Consider the following 19,573-nt stretch of genomic DNA (forward strand, 5'->3'; position numbering starts at 1 on the left):
CCTTTTAAATATGACTTGCTTTATACTCAGTTAAAGCTTTATGCAATCTATCTTCTAAATCTTTATCCAAAGCTTTTTTGCTACGAATTTGCTCAAAAATATCTGGATAATTTGCATTGATAAAAGAATAAAGACCATTTTCAAATTCACCAATTTTGCTTGTAGCAATATTATCTAAAAATCCTTTATTTCCAGCAAAAATAAGAACAATTTGATTTTCTACCGGAAGTGGTGCATACGGAGGTTGTTTTAAAACCTCAACCATTCTTTGTCCTCTTTCAAGCTGTTTTCTACTTGATTCATCTAGATCACTAGCAAACTGGGCAAAAGCTTGAAGTTCTCTATACTGAGCCAAATCAAGTCTTAAAGTCCCAGAAACTTGCTTAATAGCTTTAATCTGAGCAGCACCACCCACACGAGAAACAGATAAACCAACATTAATAGCCGGACGGATACCCGAGTTAAAAAGATCAGTTTCAAGAAAAATTTGTCCATCAGTAATGGAAATAACATTTGTTGGAATATATGCAGAAACATCGCCTGCTTGCGTTTCTATGATAGGAAGAGCCGTTAAACTTCCTCCACCTAACTCGTCACTAAGCTTTGCAGCTCTTTCTAAGAGTCTTGAATGAAGATAAAAAACATCGCCCGGATAAGCTTCGCGACCCGGAGGACGACGCAAAATCAAAGACATTTCGCGGTAAGCCACAGCATGCTTGCTCAAATCATCATAAATGATCAAAGCATGCTTTGCATTATCTCTAAAATATTCGCCCATAGTAGCACCTGCATAAGGAGCAAGATACTGCAAGGCTGCTGGATCAGAAGCACCAGCATTTACAACTATGGTATAATCCATAGCCCCAAATTCCTCAAGCTTTTTCACAACCTGTGCAACTGTGCTTTGTTTTTGTCCAATGGCAACATAAATACAAACAACGCCTTGTCCTTTTTGATTTATGATAGTATCCACAGCCACCGTAGTTTTGCCTGTTTGTCTATCGCCGATGATAAGTTCTCTTTGACCACGACCAATAGGCACAAGAGCATCAATAGCTTTAAGTCCCGTTTGTAAAGGCTCATGAACGCTTTTTCTAGCCATTATACCCTTAGCTTTTTCTTCAACAAAGCGATATTCATCACTTTCAATAGCACCCTTTGAATCAATAGGCTCTCCCAAAGCATTGACCACACGACCAATAAGAGCATTTCCAACAGGAACTCTAAGCAGATTTTTAAGTCTTTTTACAGAACTTCCTTCTTTTAAACCCTCAGCCTTACCAAGTATAACAACACCTACGCTACTTTCCTCAAGGTTTAAAGCCATACCCTTATCGCCGTTTTCAAACTCAACCATTTCACCAGCCATAACATTTTTGAGTCCATAAACTTTCGCAACACCATCAGCTATAGAAATGATTTTACCCGTTTCTTCTATCTCGAGATCAAAATTAAAATTTTCAATTTTTTCCTTGATGATAGAACTTATTTCATCAGCTTTAATCTTCATTCACTTACTCCTTAAATTGCTTTTAATATATATTCAGACATCTTATCTTCAAGACTTTGCAAAGAAAAAGAAATTTCATAGCCTAGATCATCAAGGCTAATCTTCACGCCATCATTATCACTTTGTCTTTCCTCAAGCCTAATCTTCACGCCAAATCTTTGACCCAATCCCTCTTCAAGCTTAGCTAACTTGTCTTCGCTCGCTTGCTTCTGGGCTAATTCATTTATCTTATGTGCCTTGATACTGGTTTTAGCATAAACAAAACCCACAAAAGTACCTTCTTTTAAGGCTTTTTGCTTGGCTAGCTCCTCAGTGATTTGTGGGATTAAATCAAGCCTTAGATTATAAGCTAAGATTTTAATTAAATTTTCAAATTTCACATCAATCTTTTCAAAAAAAGATAAAATAAGCTTAATTTTTTCTTCTTTTTTAATCTCATAAGAACTAATAAAAGATTTAAATTTAGGCAATGAGAAAGCCTCAGCTACGATTCGTAAGTTCTCATAAAACAAATCACTATCTTTTCTTTGCAAAATTGCTTTTGCATATCTTTTAGCAATCAAATCATTCATCAAGAAACCTTTTTGAGCATAATATTTACAATATCATCTTGTTTGAGTATCGAACCCTTGTCTTTAAAAATCTGAGTAAGAATTCTCGAAACAACCTCTTTTTGCATTTTCCTTAACTCATACATCTTTTGTTCTTCAAATTGCTTTTCTAAAATAGCAATATTGTTTTTATTTTCAGCTAGAATTTTCTCCGCTATGAGTTCTGCTTCTTTTCTTGCTGAACTTATGGCATTTGCAGACTCTTTTTTCGCGTCTTCAAGCCTTTTCATGATCTCAAGCTTTTTATTTTTACTATCAAGCACCCTTCTTTGTATATCATCTAACCTTGTTGCTATACCCTTTATGCGATTTTTATAAAATGTCTTAGCCGGATTAGCCAAGAAATAATATAAAATTGCCACAAATATCACAAAATTTACAGCCCTTGGAACTATATCATAATCTGTTCCACCACTTGCTGCAAAAAGCACTAAAGGGGATAACAATATAGAAGCGAGTATTTTTTTCATGATCTAGCCTTATATGGTTTTGAGTTTATTTTTAAACACTTCTTGCCACTGGGCTAAATGAGTGCTTAGTTCTTGCTCGAAATTTTGTTTATCTTTTTCTAGCTGGGCGTAAAAAATATTCATTTGCTGTTCTAATTCTTGTTTTTTTTGTTCCAAATCTTCTCCTGCCTTTGTTTTTGCATCCAAAACAGCAGCCTGTTTTATAAGAGCTATCTCTTCGCGTGTACTTTGATGAATTTTTTCAAGCTCTACATTAAAAGAAGAAACCTCATCGAAGTTTTCTCTTACTTTTTTTTCGTCATTATCTATAGACTTTTTTCTCTCGTCCATAAATTTTAACAGAGGTTTATAAAGCATGGAATTTAATATGATAATCATAGCAAGAAATATCACTAAGGTTACCAGCATTATGGAAGGATGGACATCATTAAACATAAAACTACCCCTTTTATGAAACAAAAAATTGATACAAGTATTTCATTCTATCTAAATAAAACTAAAATTTTATTTAAACCTTATGAAAATAATTTGTTAATCTCCCTAATCTTCTCAATATCATTTAGACTTAGTGTGATTTGAGTATCTTGAACTTTGTATTTAATATTTAACTTGTCTAAGTGTTTTTTAAATTTATCAAACTCTTGGTTGAAATTTTCATCAACAAGAGTATGACTTTTATTTTTCATCTTTTGGACGATTTTTTCAGTTTCTCTGACATTAAGTTTTTGTCCTAGGATAGTATCAACGACCATTTTTTCATCTTTTTTCTCTAGTCCAACGATAACTTTTGCATGTCCTTGAGAAATTTTGCCTTGTGCTATGAGCTCTTGAGTTTTTTCATCAAGATTTAACAATCTTAGGGTATTAGTGATTTGAGAACGACTCTTATGGATAAGACCGGCTAAATCTTCTTGAGTGATATTATGCTCTTCGATCAGATCTTTATAAGAATTTGCTAGCTCTATGGGATTTAAATTTTCTCTTTGTATATTTTCAATGAGTGCAAGCTCTCTTAATTTGTTTTCATCAATTTTTGCAATCACAGCCTTAATTGTTGGCATTTGCAAAATTTTACAAGCTCTAAATCTTCTTTCACCTGCTACTAAAATATAAGAATTTTCATGTTTTTTAAGCAAGATAATAGGCTGTATAAGCCCATATTCTTTTATAGAAGCAGCAAGTTCTTCAAGGCTTTGCTCATCAAAGTTTTTTCGAGGTTGAAAGGGATTAGGAGAAATATCCTCAAGGCTAATTTCTTCAACTCTATTAAGATCAAGCCCTAGTTCTTTGCTATAAGTTTCATTCATATCGCCTAAAAGATCAGCTAATCCCTTTCCCTTTGCTAAACCACCCTTTTTTGCCATGACTTATCCTAAAATCGAATATGCTAAATTTTGATAAGCCAAAGAACCCGGCGATTTTATATCATAAAGTATTATCGGCTTGCCAAAACTAGGACTTTCGGCAAGTTTTACATTTCTTGGGATAACGATAAAATCCTCATCGCCATCATTGATCGTAAAAAGCTGCTCTTTAAAATTTTGCTTCAAATCCTCAACCACATCTTTAGATAAATTATTTTGCGTGCTATACATTGTTGGCAAAAAGCCCCTGATTTTAAGCTTTGGATTTATGTTTGTTTTGATGATCTTGATCGTATTTAAAACCATTGCCACGCCCTCAAGCGCGTAAAACTCGCATTGTATAGGGATTATCACGCTATCACTTGCCGCAAAGGCATTGATAGTGATACTTCCAAGTGCAGGAGGAGAATCTATGATGATAAAGTCATACTCATCAGCAACCTCAGCCAAAGCCTGCCTTAAAACAATTTTCTTTTCTAAATTTTCATCTTTAGCAAGCTCTTGCTCTATGCCTACAAGTCCTAAATTTGAAGGAGCTAAATGAAGCTTAGGAAGCTCTGTTTTAAGTATGATTTCGCTGATTTTTTTTCTTCCTGTAAAAACATGATAGATATTGTATTCGTAATTATTTCTATTAAAGCCAAGTCCGGTTGTAGCATTTGCCTGAGGATCAACATCGACCAAAAGCACCTTTTTTTCAGCCACAGCCAAGCTTGCTGCTAAATTTATAGCCGTTGTGGTTTTTCCTACACCACCTTTTTGATTTGCAATAGTTATAATCTCACTCATCTTAAACTATACACCCTTTTATCATTAAGCAAAATAGAACCATCTTCATATAAAAAAGCATGTTCAAGACTTATATACTCGCCATTACAATGCACCTTATATGCTTTTGATTTTTCGAATTCTAGCATATACTTTCTAAAAATAAACTTCCATAAAACTTTTTTTTCTATTTCTTTTATATATTCTTCAACCAAAGAAACCAGATCAATTTTTATATCCAAAATAGCACTATTTTTTGGTGCAGTCTTTAAATTTAAACCCACACTACAAACAATGAAATCACCTAGCTTTGTACTCATTACGCCGCCGATTTTTAATTTATCCAAATAAATATCATTAGGCCATTTCACCCAAGCTTTTGAGCCATTTTTTTCCAAAACCTCCTTAAGCAAATAAGCAAAATAAATGCTCACGCTTGCTAAAGGCAAATCACTTGGCAAATCCTGCATTTGAATACAAAAAGAAAGGTGTAAATTTCCTTCAGCGCTGTGCCAAACATTATCACGGCTTCCTATGCCCTCAGTTTGCTTGAGCGCATAAATAGCCATATTTTGAACGATTTTTTGCAAGCGGATACTTTGGCATAAAAAACTATGCGTAGAATCAATGCTTTCAACACAAACTATCTGCAAGTTTTAGCCTTTTTCCATTAAGATAAACCCTAGCTTCAAGGGCTTTTTTACCCGCTTCTTGCAAGCTTTTTATCTTTAAAATTCCTTTTTTACAAGCAAGCAAAAAGCCGTCATTTTCAAGAGCTAAAATCTCTCCAGCCCTTAAATGCTCGCTATTTTCATCGACAAGCTCTAAATTTAAAAACTTCAAGCCATTTTCTAAAAAAATCCCAGGCCAAGGCGTGAAGGCTAAAAATTTTTGATAAATTTCTTTAGCACTATCAAGCTTTATGAGTCCGTCGCTTTTTTGGATCTTTTTACAAAGGCTTGCCTTGCTTTCATCTTGTGCTTTTGGAGTGATTTTATCAAATTCTTTCAAGGTTTTCACGGCTAAATTTGCGGCTAAATTTGCTAGAAGGTCAAAAACTTCGCCCGCATTTTTGCCCTTTATCTCGCATTCAAGGCTTTGTAAAATATCTCCTGTATCGAGTCCTGCGTTCATTAGCATAGTGCAAACCCCGCTTTTTTCATCGCCGTTTAAAATCGCACTTTGTATGGGGCTTGCGCCTCGGTATTTTGGAAGCAAGGAAGCGTGTAAATTTATGCAAGGAGCAAGATCTAAAATGCCTTGAGGCAAGATCTTTCCATAAGCTGCAACTACGATAAAATTAGGCTTTAAGCTAGAAATTTCATGGATCACATTTTCATCTTTTAAGCTTTTTGGTTGAAAAATGGGTGTTTTTGGTAGCTTTTGCAAGGCAAGGCTTTTTACCTCGCTCATGCTAATGACTTGCTTCCTGCCAACAGGCTTATCTGCTTGAGTAAAAACGGCTAGAATTTCAAAATCGTTCAAAATCAACTCATCTAAAATCCTCGCCGCATAAGCAGGAGTTCCCATAAAAATGATCTTTTTATGCATTGTTGCTTTAGTCAAAATTTAAAAACCCTTGTTTAAAAGCTCATTAAATTCTTTGATCTCTTGCTCTTGGACCTTGATAATGTTTTGTGCTATATCTTGAATTTTTTTATCATTTGAGTATTTTAAGATTTGTTTTGAAGCTTCTATAGCACCTGCGTGATGATGGATCATTGCTCTTAAAAAGTCTTTATCAAGTTCTTCACTTGGCTTTACTTCTTGCATGCTTTTCATCATATCTTGCATGATTTTTGCTTCATCAGCCTTAAATTCTTGGTATTTTTTATCATTCATCGGCTTAGAATACGCATTTTTTGAGGCTAAAAGTGCTTGAAATTCTTTTATTTCTTGCTCCTGAGCCTTGATAATGTTTTGTGCTATTTGATGAATTTTTTTATTTTTACTCAATTCAAGCATGATTTTTGAAGAATCAATCGCCCCTTGATGATGCGGTATCATATTAGACAAAAAGTCTCTTTCTGCGTTTTTACTTGCTAAATTTGGAGTTTTCATCATAGCTTCATGCATGGAAAAAAGAACTTTTGCTGAGTTTTGGCAAGCCTTACTTTGACAAGTATTCATATGCGAGCCATGGTGCGCATGAGGATTTGCTTGCAAATTTAAAGAAATTAAAGTGCAAAATGCGAGGGTTAAAATGAGTTTTTTCATGATTGATTCCTTTGTTAAAATATTTTTAAAATTAAAGCAAAATTTTATAAATACATAGTTTAAATGTGAAAGCTAAAAGAACTTATCATAAAAAAATCATTAGAGAAACTATTTTGCAAATACCCAAAAAGATATTTGCAAAATGTCTTAGTCATCAAATTTTTGACCCAAAAATCTTCCGTTCATATCAAAATAAAGCTCCATTCTATTATTGAGTTTAATCTCATATCCATAAGCTTCTAAATCAATATCCACAACAAAGCTTCCAGGATAAAGCTTTTGAATTTGATCGTTTATATTTTGAGGCAAACCATAATGAGAAGGCATTGGATAAGGCTGTGCAGGATAAGGTGCTATTGGTTGAGGAGCTGGAGCTTGATTTACAGCGGTTTGATTTGCAAAAAGACTTAAACTTGCAAGTATGAGACTTGAGATGATAATTTTGGTTTTCATGATTTTCTCCTTAAAAAATATTTGATCAAAGTGTAATACATTTGTGTGAAGTGAGAGTGAAATTTAAAAAGGAGAAAAATTTATAAAATAAGGCTTTATTTTTTCAAAAAATACACTATGAAATTTTGATAAAGAGGCATATCAAGCCTCTTCTTTTGCAAAATTTAGAGCTTAAACTCGCGTCCCATAGCCTCTATCATAACCCTAGCCTTACAATCAGCACAGCAATAAAGCGTTAAAATTTTGCTCTCATCGCCTGCAAATCTTGGCTTCATAAGGTTTGCGATCTTTTCTACTGCTTTTTTTGTCGCAAATTCTTTTCCACATTTTACGCAAGCAAAAAGCTCATCTTTTGCCATAGCTTTAAACTCAAAATACGAGCTTTCAAGCTCAAAACCGCTTCTTTCAAGCTTTAGCGTATCTTTTTCAGCACAACTTTGCTCGCAGTATCCACAGGTGGTGCAAAGGCTTGGATTAAATTTCAAAGCATTTTCCTTAGTATCTGCGATGAGAGCGCCGACATTACAAGCACCTACACAGGAAAGACAAAGCGTGCAAGTATCAGCATTTATCTTTACTTGTCCATATCTTAGCCAGTTTTTACTCTCAATAACACCTAAATTTTCATCTTTGATCAGGGCTTTTAATCTATGAGCAAAGCTTTCTCTTGTCGTTTGTGCGTTGTTGTGATAATCAAAGCAAAGATTTTCTATAAATTCAAGCTTTTCAAGACAGGCTTCAAGCTCTTTTTCATCTTGGGCTAAAAAAATAGCCTTTTTGTTAAATTTTCTTTCAAAAACAGCATTTAAAAAGTCTATATTTTCACTCAAACCCTCACTCAAAGTGCCTGTGTAAAAGGCGATATTTGCTCCGCTACTTTGCAAAAGTGTTAAAAGATGCAAAGGCGTAAGAAAGGCATTTGCTTCTATCATCAAGGGCAAAGTATCTTGTGGGAGGCTGATATTTAGGCTTTCTAAGGATTTATCTTTAGAAACAAGCAAAATCTTTTGCCCCTCATAAAATTTACAAAGCTTTAAAAAACTCTGCCTTGACATAGGCGCGTAATCAAGCGAGCCACTGGGACAAATTCCCACACAAGCACCACAATCCACACAATCAATCTGCGAAAACTCCAAATGTTTATTTTCATCATCTTTTAAAATCGCCGTTGTAGGACAAATTTCTACGCATTTTGCACAGTGTTCGCTGCGTCTTTCGTGGTATTGACAGGTTTTTGATTCGTAAGTAAAAAAGGTTTTGTAGCTGTATCTTGGACTTAAGGTTTTTAAAAAGGCTAAAAGTTCGTTTTGATCCTTGAAATTTGCAAGATCATAACAGCCACTTTGCCTTGTAAAATCACTTCTTGGCGTGCCTTCAAAGAGCAAAATATCAAAGTCAAGTTCAAGCTCTTCAGCCCCACTTCTTACCACAGCACAAAGCTCGCCTATACTTCCATAAACGCTAATTAACTCTTCATAGCTAAGTCTAATGATCTTAAAACCTTGTTCTTTTAAAAAGCTTGTTAAATTCTCATTTTGGGGCGTATTTTGCTCGCTAGCTATGATGAGATTTGCACCCACACTTTTACTTTGCTCCAAATCAAGTCCCAAATCATAAACCAAAGCCCTTGCCTCATAGAGCTTGGAAACATTTTTACTTTGTTTTAAAATCTCATCTTTGGAGTTTTTAAGATAAAAATTGATCTCTGGAGCGTAAATTTGGGCTTTTTGGCTTTTTTCGTTGCTGATTAAAACCTCTTCTTCATTAGCTTGCTCGAATATGGTTATCTCATCGCCCAAAGGAATCAACAAATCATTCTTCACATAAACAAAATCTTGCATTTTTTATCCTTAAATTCAGCTTTTTAAAAATATTTTTATCGAATTTTATTTAAAATAAACAAAATATTTCCTTAAGGCTTAAGATGAACAAAATGAGAACCTTTCCACAAATTCAAAGCTTGATCGAGGATTCTAGTTTAAAGGACTATCCTTTTTATCTTAGGGCACATTTTTGTAAAAAAATTGTCGCTAGGTGCAAAAAAGACTTTGCAAATGAAGACATTGACAAAAATGAGCTTTTAAAGCAGATAAAACAAGGTATTGAAGAGTTTTACCGCAAGGATTTGCAAAGTGTGATTAATGCAAGTGGGGTGATTATTCATACAAATTTGGGCAGAAGCGTGATAGATGAGCAAATTTATGAGGCTTGCAAGGATAAAATTTGTTCATATTCAAATTTAGAATTTGATCTTGAAAAGGGTGTTAGAGGCGAACGTTATGGCGTGGTGCTTGAAAAGCTTAAAATGCTTTTTGAGTGTGAGGACGCTTTAGTGGTAAATAACAACGCTGCGGCTGTTTTTTTAGTGCTAAATTCTCTTGCTTTTGGGAGTGAGGTGATCGCTTCAAGAGGCGAGCTTGTGGAAATTGGCGGAAGTTTTAGGATACCTGAGGTGATGAGGGCTGCTGGGGTAAAACTTGTCGAGGTTGGAACGAGCAATAAGACAAATTTAAAAGACTATGAAGAAGCTATAAGCGAAAATACCAGCTTGCTTTTAAAAACGCATAAGTCAAATTTCGCTCTCATCGGCTTTCAAAGCGAAGTGAGCATAAAAGAGCTTCAGGGCTTAGCTGGGCAAAAAAAGCTCATAAATTACTATGATCTTGGCTCTGGGTGGTGCGAAAATCTAAATGCAAATTTAGCCAAAAATGAGCCACAGATCAAAAAGCTTGTAAAAGAATGCGATATCTTAAGCTTTAGTGCGGACAAGCTTTTTGGAAGCGTGCAAGCTGGGATCATACTTGGAAAAAAAGAGCTTATAGCAAGGCTTAAAAAAAATCAACTTTTAAGAATGCTTCGTGTAGATAAGCTTACCCTTGCTTTTTTGGAAGAAAGTTTAAAGGCGTATTTGCTTAAAGAATATGAAAAAATCGTAACTTTAAAGCTCTTAAATGAAAGCGTAGAAACTTTAGAACAAAGAGCTTTAAGGGTGCAAAAAAGCATTCAAATGAAAAGCGAGCTAAAATATAGCAAAGCCCTTGTAGGAGGTGGCTCTATGCCTGATAAAAGCTTAAAAAGCGTGGTTTTAGCCTTTGAGGGAAATGCTCTTTTCAATCAAGCTAAATTTAGAGCAAAAAATATCATAGGACGCATTGAAAATGAAAGCTTTGTGCTTGATTTTAGAAGCATTCAAGAAAACGAGCTTGAAAGGCTCATCAAAATGATAAGAGAGCTTGAAAAATGAAATCCTTAATCATAGGCACAGCAGGTCATATAGATCATGGAAAAACGGCTTTAATCCGTGCATTAAACGGCTTTGAGGGCGATAGCTTAGAAGAAGAAAAACAAAGACAAATCACCATAAATTTAAGCTTTTCAAATTTAAGCGTAGGGGATAAAAATCTTTCTTTTATCGATGTTCCCGGACACAAGGACTTGGTTAAAACTATGGTAAGTGGGGCTTTTGGCTTTAGTGCTTGTTTGTTTGTGGTGGATATTAATGAAGGACTTATGCCTCAAAGCTGGGAACATTTAGAAGTTTTGAAGCTTTTGGGGATAGAAGATATCATTTTAGTGCTAAGCAAGTGCGATTTATGCGATAAAATAGATGATAAAACAAGGATCATTTTAGAAGCTTTAAAAGAGCAAAATATCGCTCCAAAGAAAGTTTTTCACACAAGCTCGCTTACAAATTTAGGCATAGAGGAGCTTAAAAGCTATCTTTTAAGCCTTGAGGGCAAAAGTGGCGATGAAGAGCTTATTTTTCACTACTATATCGATAGGGTTTTTTCTTTAAAGGGCATTGGCACGGTCGTTACAGGAAGCTTGAATGAGGGTAAAATTTGCCGTGACGAAAAGATCATTTGCCTAGACACTGGCAAAGAACTGATAGTAAAAAATATCCAAAATCACGCCCAAAGTGTGGATCAAATTTCAGCCTTTAACCGCGTGGCTTTGAGCTTAAATTGTGATTACAAGGAGCTTAAAAAGGGCTATTTATTAAGCAAAAAAGGATATTTTAAGGCTTTTAAAGAATGTGATTGTTTGATCAAGGCAAAGGATTTAAAAAATGAAAATATGCTTTTTTGCGTGGGTTCAAAGGCACTTGAGTGTAAAATCAGCATTTTAAAAAAGCTTAAAAATGATGAATATCTTGCACATTTTAGCTTTCAAAAAAATATGTTTTTAAGCTTTGATGAGAAATTTATCTTGCTTCAAAATAACAAAGTCATAGGCGGTGGCAGGGTTTTAAATCCTGTGAGCGAGCCTTTGAAAAAAGAGCTTAAAAATAAATTCTTGCTTTTTTTGAAAGATAGGGATTTTAAACAAGCTTTTGACTTTCTTAAGGATACGCATAAAATGGGCTTTGGACTTTTAAGTTCGTATCAAAGGTTCAAGCTTTCGCATGAACAGGCTTTAAATTTAGCCAAGGACTTACAAGGTGTTTTTGTCGATGAAAAAAATCTTAATGTTTATAATCTCTTAAGCTTGAATGAGTTTAAAAAATTTGTGGAATTTATCGTGCAGAAAAACCCTTATGCTTTGATTTCGGCACATTCTTTGGCTTTAAGACTGAGCTGGGCTAGTGAGGAGTTTTGTAATTTTGGGCTTGATAAAATGTCTAAATTGCTAGACTTTGAAAATGGGGTGTATTTTAAAAAGGGGAGTGATTTTTCTAAACTTAAGGAAAAAAATAATAATCAAATGTATGAAGAGCTTAAAAAACAAGGCATTCGCCCACAAGCTCCTTATAATCTTTATGATTTTTTAGAAGTTGATCGAAGAAGTGGCGATGAACTGCTTAAAGCACTCACGCAAAAAGGCTTAGTTATAAGGCTTGCACACAATCTTTTTGTAGAAAAAAAAGCCCTAGATGAGCTAAAAAACACCTGCTTAGCCTTGCTTAAAAATGAAAGCTTAGATGTGCAGAAAATGAAAGAGAAATTTAATCTTTCAAGAAAATACGCTATTGCTTATCTTGAGTATTTAGATCGCGATGAAAGGGTGATGAAAATTGACGAAAAAAGGGTTTTAAAACAAAGATAAGCTTTTTTGATAATTTTGCCTTGTATTTTAACTTCGCAAGGCTTTTGATCGGTTTAAAATTAAAATTTCTAATATTTATAGTTTTTAAAGTGATACTTTAAATTTTAGGCTTTATACTTCATTTGTATTTTTAATGCCTATTCAATATCAAGCACAATCCAAGAGCAAATTTAATGAGAGTTTTTAAATTTATCTTCTTGCAATCTTTATGAGTAAAACAAAAATTTAAAAGGACTTGATAAACAAGTCCTTTACCTAGGGAATTTAAGGTTTTTGGATTAAAAATCTCAAAGTTGGACCATCTTGATTGATCTCAAGCACCTTAAAACCTCTACTTTTAGCATCATGGGGGATAGAATTTATACTTTGCGGACAATCACAAAGCACTTCTAAAATTTCCCCACTTTTAAGACTAGGTAGAGCATCAAGAGTAGCTATAGCTGGATATGGGCAAGCTTCGCCCTCTAAATTTAAAGTATAGGTAATCTTCATCTTAATTCCTTAAAAAATTTTTTCTTATAAGCAAAAACGAGAATAAAAACAAGTCCAAAAAGAGCTAAATTTATACCCAAGCCTCCAAGCGGACTAAAACTTTGAAGTAAATTTATCTTTATACCATCTTTAAACACTGCAGGCAAATAATCATAACTTAAAGCTAAAATCATCGTTCCAACGATATTTGCAAGTCCTACGATCATGAAATGACTTTGTCCCTCAAAAGCTCTATAAGCCCAGCCACACTCGCAACCTCCGGCAAAAACTATACCAAAACCAAATAAAAATGCACCTAAAGCCACTGCTGGAGAAATTTCTATAAGCTTACTTGTATGTCCTTGCAATATAAAAGCAAAAGCTATCAAACAAGCAATCACCATGCCGATCAAAGCCCCTTTTATAGCATTTTCTCTACCAAATAAAAACAAATCCCTAAAGCAAGAAGTAAAGCAAATTTGAGATTTTGCGATGATAAAACCAAAAACAAAGCCAAAAAGCAAAGCCACGGACAAGAGACTTTTTTTATCCTTGACGCTAATGGCTTCACTACTTGCGATAAGATATATAAACCAAGCGATGAAAAGTATAAAAAGCACAGTGGCTAAATGAAAATACAATTTCGCCTTATGTTCATTTTTTATCAAAGGCTCATTTGCCTTTTCAACCCTTACAAGTTTGGCTTTTGGCTTAAAAAACTCACTATTGCAAAGCTTGACGCCAAGATAAATTCCTAAAACCATAAAAAAAGTAAAAACCCAGGTATGAAGGGAAAAATATGGCAATCCTGTGAAGAAATTTGCCAAGTTACAACCAAAAGCAAGTCTTGCCCCAAAGCCTGATAAGATCCCACCAACTATAGCTTGAAAAACACGAATTTTGCTTGCTGGAAGACGAAATTTAACCTTATTTGCCCAAAGTGCCGCGATCAAACAACCAATAAACATACCAATGAGCATGATTCCATCGGTTCTAGTTAAGGGCGTGCCATTTAAATTTTGTTTTTCATAATATGAAAAACCCTCTAAATTTATGCCAAAAAGCTCTAAAAACTCGCCACCCCAACGAGTCATCTCACCGGTTACAGCCCAAACGCCACCAAAAATTCCAAAATAAACCGCACTTAAAACACCCAAAGCGATCATTCCTTTGGAATTATCCCAAAAATTGACAAAGTATTTTTGTTTCAAAGAGTTCAAAGAAAGTTCCTAAATATGTGATTGTCAAAACTTGACACTAAAAGAATGCAAATTATAACATAAATTTTAATATTTGCAATATTATGTATAATAAAAATATCAAGCTTTTAATCTTAATTTTTAAGAAAAATGGTATAATACTTTTTATTGGAAGATTAGCGTATCTGGTGATCGCCACTGACTTCAAATCAGATGAAAGGGTAGCTGGCTATCTTTTGGGGAGTTCGATTCTCTCATCTTCTCGCCATTTCATTAGTATGTAACAAATGATCATTTTATCTTTATACCAAAACTGATTTTTTAAGCTTGAGTCTATTTTTTTAAATTTAAACTAAATTCACTTTTTTTCACACACTCAGCCACTATAAAAGCTTCTATGCCTTCGTTTTTAAGCACTTTTAAAAGCTCGGTTGCGTTTTTTGGCTCTAAAGCGATCAAAAGTCCTCCTGAGGTTTGAGGATCGCAAAGTGCAATGTCATCTTGAGCTAAATTCATACAAGAATCCTTAATAAAATCATAATTTTTATAAGCACCACCTGGTATCAAGCCCATATCAAAATACTCTTTAAAGCCTTGCAAAAACTGCACTTCATCTTTAAAAATCTCGATAGAAATTTTTTCATTAAGCATTTCTTTAAGATGTCCTAAAAGCCCAAAACCCGTAACATCGCTCATTGCACTTGGCTTAAATTTAAGTGCTAACTCACTTGCTTTAAGATTTAAACGCATGGTGCTATCAAGCAAGGCTTTTAGATGATCTTTAGCCAAAAATCCACCCTTTAAAGCAGTGCTTAAAATGCCCACGCCCAAGGGCTTTGTCAAAAGGATCAAATCGCCGTTTTTAGCCGTGTTATTAGCTATAAATTCACGCGGATTTACCACGCCTGTAATGCTAAGCCCAAAGAAAAATTCGGGATTTTCTATGGTATGACCGCCAACAACCAAGCCTTTGCACTCTTGCACCTTGTCATTTGCACCCTCTAAAAGCTCTTTTAAAACCTCTAAATCATGATGGCAGTTATCAAAACCAACTATATTTAGAGCATTTATCACCTTTGCACCCATAGCAAAAACATCACTAAGTGCATTAGCTGCTGCTATAGCACCAAAATGATAAGCACTATCTACAATAGGCGTGATAAAGTCTAAGGTCTGAACTAAGGCTAAATCATCGCTTATTTGATAGACGCTTGCATCTTCGTTGTTGCCGATACCGCTGAGTAAGGCAGGGGTTTTTTGCATGAAATTTAAGATTGTTTTAAGACCGCCCGGGTTTAATTTCGCTGCTCAACCTGCTGCTTTAACAAAATGCGTTAAATTCTGCTCTTTATACTCCATTTTTCTCCTAAAGGCTGATGATTTTAGCCTTACCACAAAGCTCGCCTAAAATTTCATAAGCATTGCCAATATTGCCTATCTTAAGCTCCTTAGTTTTGCCAAAAAATTCCAAGCAAGTACCACAACTAATGATCTCTACGCCTAAATTTTCAAGCTCGCTCATGATTTTATGTGCTGGGTGATCTGGGTTTGAATTGACTAAAACGCTATCATTGACACAAAGGATTTTGCTAGGAATTTGTGGCATGTCCTTAAGGGTATTTAAAAAGCCTACAAAAAGCTTTTTTCCAAGCTCGCCATCACCAACCTTGTCTGTTTTTAAAAATAAAACGAGGCTTTCTTGTTTGTCAAAAGTGCAAGTTGAATTTGAAACCTTTTGAGTGCTGATTGTAATCTCATCGCCATTTTCGCTAAGCTTTGCTTCTAAATTTTGAGTTTTTAAAAATTTCAAAACATTCGTTTTTGCGATTTGAGAATTAAGCAAAATTTCTAACTTCTCTCCCTCGTTTAACTTTTCCAAAGCATTTTTTGTCTCTATAACGGGCTTTGGACAATCCAAATTTCGGCAATCAATTTGCATTATTCTTCCTTTGAAAAAATATTTGGATAATGATAATATGTTCTTGCTTTTTTTGTGTTTAAAATAAAGAAATTTTACAGAAGTATTTTAAAAATCCTAGCTCAAAAACTGAGCTAGGAAAAATCAAGGCATATCATCAATGCCTAATTTTGCACCCTTTAAGACAACTCGTCTTCTAAAGATCTCACTTACTTCAACCGCATCACCTACAAGTAAAGCATTTGTAGAGCAAACCGCTGCACACATAGGAACTTTTCCCTCAGCTATGCGGTTTTGTCCATAAAGCTCGCGTTCTTCATGTGAATTTGTAACCTCAGGACCTCCTGCACACATGGTGCATTTATCCATTTCGCCCTTAATGCCAAAGGCGCCATCTCTTGGAAATTGTGGTGCTCCAAAAGGACAAGCATAAAGGCAATACCCACAGCCTATACATTTTTTCTTATCATGAAGCACAATTCCATCAGCTCTTATATAAAAGCATTTTACAGGGCAAACTTGCTCGCAAGGTGCATCCGTGCAGTGCTGGCAAGCAATGGAAGTTGAGACTTCCTTGCCCTCTATGCCCTCATTTAAAGTAACCACCTTACGACGATTTATCCCAACAGGCACCTCATGCGCACTTGAACAAGCCACTTGGCAAGCAAAGCATGAAGTACATCTTCTAGTATCCACAAAAAATTTCATTCTCGCCATGTTAAGCCTTTTCTATCCTGCAAAGTCCTGCGTTAAACTCAGAAATTTGCGTGTTAATATCAAAACCATAGTTTGTAATGGTATTTGAACTCTCGCCTATGGTATAAGGCTTTGTTCCCTCAGGGTAATTATAACTTAAATCCACGCCTTGCAAAATTCCAGCAAAATTATAAGGCATACAAATTCTATCCGGAGTAACTGAGCGATTATGTACGCATTTTACCTTGATCTTTGTGCCTTGTGGCGAGTGAATCCACATCATATCTCCATCGTTTATGCCATATTTTAAAGCAAGCTCAGGATTGACATTGGCAAACATTTCAGGTGTGATAGCAGCAAGATATTTGCTCGTTCTTTCAAGCATACCAGCACCACTTAAATTCACCAAACGCATACTTGAAACGATGGTAGGGAATTCCTTACTCCAGTCTTTTTTCTGTTGCTCGCTGATAAATTTACTCTCAACGCGGAAGTTTTTAACCTGATCGCTCCAAGTAGGATATTTTTGAACCAAATCCCAGCGCGGCGAGTGTATAGGCTCTCTGTGTTTTGGGATAGGATCAGCAAATTCCCAAACAATAGCCCTTGCTCTTGCATTTCCTAAACAACAAGCTCCCATTTCGCGACATTTTTCAAGGATAAGCCCTGAAGTATCGGTACTCCAACTTGCACCCATTTTGGCTTTTTCTTCTTCACTAAGCTTAATATTGAAAACTTTTTCTATATTTTCCTTAGTAATTTGTGGATAACCACCCTTAACTTTAGATCCCTTCAAGCTAATACTATCATCAGCAAGCTGACTAACGCCATTATGCTCTAAGCCGAATCTGTTTCTAAAGCCCATTCCTCCACGCTCATAAGGGATATCTTTGTTCCATAAAATCGCAGTTCCTGGGTGTTTTGCATCCCAGCAAGGCCAAGGAAGACCATAATACTCGCCTTTAACCTCTCCACCGATTCCTTCTTGAGTATCTGGATCGAAATGTTCCCAATTTTGCTGATGTCTTCTTAATCTTTCAGCAGAAATTCCGCGAAGTCCTATACTTAAAAGCCCATTGCTCATCTCAGTGGTTACATCATCAGGCCATACAAAAGCTTCCTCATCGCTTTTTACTTGCTTAAGCTCATGATCAACAACCCTCATTTTCATGCCACGAGTATATTCATCATAAAAGCCAAATTTCTTAGCAAAAGCAAACATGATCTCTTGATCTTCTTTGCTTTCATAAATCGGTTTTATAACTTGAGAACGCCATTGCATAGCTCTATTTGTAGCTGTTACATAACCCTCAGTTTCAAACTGAGTTGAAGCTGGTATGATGTAAATTCCATCAGGTCTATCAGCCAAAACAGCAACTTCATTCACAAAAGGCTCGGCAATTACTATCATATCAAGTTTTTTAAGTGCTTCTTGAATTTTAACTGTGTGTGCCATGGAAGTAATACCCGTTCCTTGCACCCAAAGCACGCGAATAGGTGCGTTAGAATAAGTTTTTTCCTCTTTTAAAACACCTTGCCACCATTTAGCTAAAGAAAAGCCTTTTTCGTGCATCCACTCTTTAGAATAAAATCTTGAGTTTAAATAATCCCTCTTTACGCCCCAAACATTGCTAAAATGATTCCAAGCTGTATCATCAAGCCCATAATAAGCAGGTAAAGTATCAGCCAAACAACCCATATCCGTAGCACCTTGAACATTATCATGTCCACGGATAATGTTTGTTCCAGCACCTTCTTTTCCAACATTTCCAAGCACAAGCTGCAAAATGGCTAGAATTCTAGTATTTGAGCTACCAACTGAGTGCTGTGTGATACCCAAAGCCCAAAAAAGCGTAGCAGGCTTAATGGTCGCTAACATACGAGTAATTTTTTCAAGTTGGGCAGCTGGCACACCTGTTACATCTTCTACGACCTCAGGAGTCCATTTCTTCGCTTCTTCTTTTACATCTTCTACTCCATAAGAACGAGTAGCAATAAATTCCTTATCTTCCCAACCATTTTTAAAGATAAGATGAAGCATACCATAAACCAAAGCTATATCAGTTCCCGGACGCACTCTCACATACTCATCAGCATGAACAGCTGTTTTTGTATAAACAGGATCGACAACCACAAGCTTAGCATTGTTTCTATCTTTTGCTTGAAGCAAGTGTTTAAAGCCGATAGGATTAGCCACAGCTGTATTTGCTCCAAATATAATCATCATTTTAGAGTTCTTAGTAACATCACCAAAATGGTTTGTCATAGCACCATAACCCCATGTATTCGCCACACCGGCGACTGTTGCGCTATGTCAAATTCTGGCTACATGATCGATATTGTTAGTTCCCCAAAAAGCAGCAAATTTTCTAAAATAATACGCTTGTTGATTATTAAATTTCGCAGAACCTAAAAACATCACGCTATCAGGTCCATCCTCTTTACGAATTTGAAGCATCTTATCGCCTATCTCATCGATAGCTTGCTCCCAACTCAAGCGTATCCATTTGCCATTTTCTTTTTTCATAGGATATTTAATGCGTTGTTTGGACTTGGTAAGATCAATTTGATCGATTCCCTTACAGCAATGAGATCCCTGAGAAATAGGATGTTCAATCGCATTTTCTTGACGCATCCAAACTCCATCTTGCACCTCAGCCTTAATTCCGCAACCAGCACTACAAATACTACAAATCGTTCGCACGATCTTGGAATTTGGATAAGGATTTGCAATTTCTTCCTTGCTTGCTTGTCTCACGCTTTTGTTTTCATTACCAAAAGCCGTGCTACTAAGTGCTGCAACACCTGCAAATTTAAGAAAATTTCTTCTTGCTAATGCCATTTTCTTCC

Annotated in this window: 19 protein-coding genes and 1 tRNA gene; 3 read left to right on the top strand and 17 right to left on the bottom strand. The window is 35.5% G+C overall.

Features of this window, described 5'->3' with window-relative positions; translation table 11 throughout:
* Positions 1-4: 4 nt before the first annotated feature.
* The 11 genes from atpA to DMB92_RS07640 form a co-directional block, all read right to left on the bottom strand.
* Positions 5-1,510 (bottom strand): F0F1 ATP synthase subunit alpha, encoded by a 1,506-nt coding sequence (gene atpA / locus DMB92_RS07590; RefSeq protein ID WP_142682458.1) that lies wholly within the window; start codon positions 1,508-1,510, stop codon positions 5-7.
* Positions 1,511-1,521: 11 nt separating this feature from the next.
* A complete protein-coding gene (locus DMB92_RS07595; protein WP_142682459.1) occupies positions 1,522-2,082 on the bottom strand; it encodes a F0F1 ATP synthase subunit delta in 561 nt (186 codons plus the stop codon).
* Positions 2,082-2,591, bottom strand: a complete 510-nt coding sequence (locus DMB92_RS07600) for a F0F1 ATP synthase subunit B (protein ID WP_142682460.1) — start codon at positions 2,589-2,591, stop codon at positions 2,082-2,084. The genes DMB92_RS07595 and DMB92_RS07600 overlap by 1 nt, the downstream gene beginning before the upstream one ends.
* Positions 2,592-2,600: 9 nt before the next feature.
* The gene (locus DMB92_RS07605) at positions 2,601-3,026 is read right to left on the bottom strand and encodes a FoF1 ATP synthase subunit B' (RefSeq protein ID WP_142682461.1); all 426 of its coding nucleotides are present in this window, start codon (positions 3,024-3,026) and stop codon (positions 2,601-2,603) included.
* An 80-nt stretch (positions 3,027-3,106) separates the two neighbouring features.
* Positions 3,107-3,955 carry a ParB/RepB/Spo0J family partition protein gene (locus tag DMB92_RS07610; RefSeq protein WP_142682462.1) on the bottom strand — a complete coding sequence of 283 codons (849 nt, stop codon included), beginning with the start codon at positions 3,953-3,955 and terminating at the stop codon, positions 3,107-3,109.
* Between the two features lie 3 nt (positions 3,956-3,958).
* Positions 3,959-4,744: a ParA family protein gene (locus DMB92_RS07615; protein WP_142682463.1), complete on the bottom strand. Its 786-nt coding sequence runs from the start codon at positions 4,742-4,744 to the stop codon at positions 3,959-3,961.
* Positions 4,741-5,376, bottom strand: coding sequence for a biotin--[acetyl-CoA-carboxylase] ligase (locus DMB92_RS07620; RefSeq protein ID WP_142682464.1), 636 nt, complete (start codon positions 5,374-5,376; stop codon positions 4,741-4,743). Before DMB92_RS07620 ends, DMB92_RS07615 begins: the two co-directional genes overlap by 4 nt.
* Positions 5,357-6,274 carry a methionyl-tRNA formyltransferase gene (gene fmt, locus DMB92_RS07625; RefSeq protein ID WP_142682465.1) on the bottom strand — a complete coding sequence of 306 codons (918 nt, stop codon included), beginning with the start codon at positions 6,272-6,274 and terminating at the stop codon, positions 5,357-5,359. Before fmt ends, DMB92_RS07620 begins: the two co-directional genes overlap by 20 nt.
* A gap of 18 nt (positions 6,275-6,292) precedes the next feature.
* Entirely contained in the window at positions 6,293-6,940 is a 648-nt protein-coding gene (locus DMB92_RS07630; protein WP_260604782.1) for a DUF305 domain-containing protein, read from the bottom strand.
* Between the two features lie 147 nt (positions 6,941-7,087).
* A complete protein-coding gene (locus tag DMB92_RS07635) occupies positions 7,088-7,393 on the bottom strand; it encodes a PepSY-like domain-containing protein (protein WP_142682466.1) in 306 nt (101 codons plus the stop codon).
* Between the two features lie 164 nt (positions 7,394-7,557).
* A complete protein-coding gene (locus DMB92_RS07640) occupies positions 7,558-9,234 on the bottom strand; it encodes a 4Fe-4S dicluster domain-containing protein (RefSeq protein ID WP_142682467.1) in 1,677 nt (558 codons plus the stop codon).
* A gap of 83 nt (positions 9,235-9,317) precedes the next feature.
* Here DMB92_RS07640 and selA point away from each other — a divergent pair, with 83 nt between their 5' ends.
* The gene (selA, locus tag DMB92_RS07645) at positions 9,318-10,637 is read left to right on the top strand and encodes an L-seryl-tRNA(Sec) selenium transferase (protein WP_142682468.1); all 1,320 of its coding nucleotides are present in this window, start codon (positions 9,318-9,320) and stop codon (positions 10,635-10,637) included.
* A complete protein-coding gene (gene selB, locus DMB92_RS07650; protein ID WP_142682469.1) occupies positions 10,634-12,439 on the top strand; it encodes a selenocysteine-specific translation elongation factor in 1,806 nt (601 codons plus the stop codon). Before selA ends, selB begins: the two co-directional genes overlap by 4 nt.
* Before the next feature lie 264 nt (positions 12,440-12,703).
* Here the strand turns inward: selB and yedF (DMB92_RS07655) are convergent, their stop codons facing one another.
* Together yedF (DMB92_RS07655) and yedE are read right to left on the bottom strand one after the other, a co-directional pair.
* Entirely contained in the window at positions 12,704-12,931 is a 228-nt protein-coding gene (gene yedF / locus DMB92_RS07655; protein ID WP_142682470.1) for a sulfurtransferase-like selenium metabolism protein YedF, read from the bottom strand.
* Entirely contained in the window at positions 12,928-14,130 is a 1,203-nt protein-coding gene (gene yedE, locus DMB92_RS07660) for a selenium metabolism membrane protein YedE/FdhT (RefSeq protein ID WP_142682471.1), read from the bottom strand. The genes yedF (DMB92_RS07655) and yedE overlap by 4 nt, the downstream gene beginning before the upstream one ends.
* A gap of 149 nt (positions 14,131-14,279) precedes the next feature.
* Between yedE and DMB92_RS07665 the strand changes: the two genes are divergently transcribed.
* Positions 14,280-14,377: transfer RNA gene (locus DMB92_RS07665), tRNA-Sec, on the top strand.
* A gap of 65 nt (positions 14,378-14,442) precedes the next feature.
* Here the strand turns inward: DMB92_RS07665 and selD are convergent.
* The 4 genes from selD to DMB92_RS07685 all read right to left on the bottom strand — a co-directional run bounded on the left by selD (position 14,443) and on the right by DMB92_RS07685 (position 19,565).
* Positions 14,443-15,468: a selenide, water dikinase SelD gene (gene selD / locus DMB92_RS07670; protein WP_142682472.1), complete on the bottom strand. Its 1,026-nt coding sequence runs from the start codon at positions 15,466-15,468 to the stop codon at positions 14,443-14,445.
* Positions 15,469-15,475: 7 nt separating this feature from the next.
* Entirely contained in the window at positions 15,476-16,048 is a 573-nt protein-coding gene (yedF, locus tag DMB92_RS07675) for a sulfurtransferase-like selenium metabolism protein YedF (RefSeq protein ID WP_142682473.1), read from the bottom strand.
* Positions 16,049-16,171: 123 nt separating this feature from the next.
* Entirely contained in the window at positions 16,172-16,744 is a 573-nt protein-coding gene (gene fdh3B, locus DMB92_RS07680; RefSeq protein WP_142682474.1) for a formate dehydrogenase FDH3 subunit beta, read from the bottom strand.
* 1 nt (position 16,745) lies between these two features.
* The gene (locus DMB92_RS07685) at positions 16,746-19,565 is read right to left on the bottom strand and encodes a formate dehydrogenase subunit alpha (RefSeq protein ID WP_142682475.1); all 2,820 of its coding nucleotides are present in this window, start codon (positions 19,563-19,565) and stop codon (positions 16,746-16,748) included.
* Positions 19,566-19,573: the final 8 nt, after the last annotated feature.

This window comes from Campylobacter sp. MIT 99-7217 (assembly GCF_006864365.1).
In the GTDB taxonomy this organism is placed as follows: domain Bacteria; phylum Campylobacterota; class Campylobacteria; order Campylobacterales; family Campylobacteraceae; genus Campylobacter_D.

What these genes read in the sequence shown, in the direction of transcription:
- selA (WP_142682468.1), top strand. Translation starts at nt 9,318, where the DNA reads ATGAACAAAATGAGAACCTTTCCACAAATTCAAAGCTTGATCGAGGAT.
- DMB92_RS07630 (WP_260604782.1), bottom strand. Translation starts at nt 6,940, where the DNA reads ATGAAAAAACTCATTTTAACCCTCGCATTTTGCACTTTAATTTCTTTA.
- atpA (WP_142682458.1), bottom strand. Translation starts at nt 1,510, where the DNA reads ATGAAGATTAAAGCTGATGAAATAAGTTCTATCATCAAGGAAAAAATT.
- DMB92_RS07595 (WP_142682459.1), bottom strand. Translation starts at nt 2,082, where the DNA reads ATGAATGATTTGATTGCTAAAAGATATGCAAAAGCAATTTTGCAAAGA.
- DMB92_RS07610 (WP_142682462.1), bottom strand. Translation starts at nt 3,955, where the DNA reads ATGGCAAAAAAGGGTGGTTTAGCAAAGGGAAAGGGATTAGCTGATCTT.
- DMB92_RS07600 (WP_142682460.1), bottom strand. Translation starts at nt 2,591, where the DNA reads ATGAAAAAAATACTCGCTTCTATATTGTTATCCCCTTTAGTGCTTTTT.
- fmt (WP_142682465.1), bottom strand. Translation starts at nt 6,274, where the DNA reads ATGCATAAAAAGATCATTTTTATGGGAACTCCTGCTTATGCGGCGAGG.
- yedF (WP_142682470.1), bottom strand. Translation starts at nt 12,931, where the DNA reads ATGAAGATTACCTATACTTTAAATTTAGAGGGCGAAGCTTGCCCATAT.
- DMB92_RS07615 (WP_142682463.1), bottom strand. Translation starts at nt 4,744, where the DNA reads ATGAGTGAGATTATAACTATTGCAAATCAAAAAGGTGGTGTAGGAAAA.
- DMB92_RS07635 (WP_142682466.1), bottom strand. Translation starts at nt 7,393, where the DNA reads ATGAAAACCAAAATTATCATCTCAAGTCTCATACTTGCAAGTTTAAGT.
- fdh3B (WP_142682474.1), bottom strand. Translation starts at nt 16,744, where the DNA reads ATGGCGAGAATGAAATTTTTTGTGGATACTAGAAGATGTACTTCATGC.
- yedF (WP_142682473.1), bottom strand. Translation starts at nt 16,048, where the DNA reads ATGCAAATTGATTGCCGAAATTTGGATTGTCCAAAGCCCGTTATAGAG.
- selB (WP_142682469.1), top strand. Translation starts at nt 10,634, where the DNA reads ATGAAATCCTTAATCATAGGCACAGCAGGTCATATAGATCATGGAAAA.
- DMB92_RS07640 (WP_142682467.1), bottom strand. Translation starts at nt 9,234, where the DNA reads ATGCAAGATTTTGTTTATGTGAAGAATGATTTGTTGATTCCTTTGGGC.
- DMB92_RS07605 (WP_142682461.1), bottom strand. Translation starts at nt 3,026, where the DNA reads ATGTTTAATGATGTCCATCCTTCCATAATGCTGGTAACCTTAGTGATA.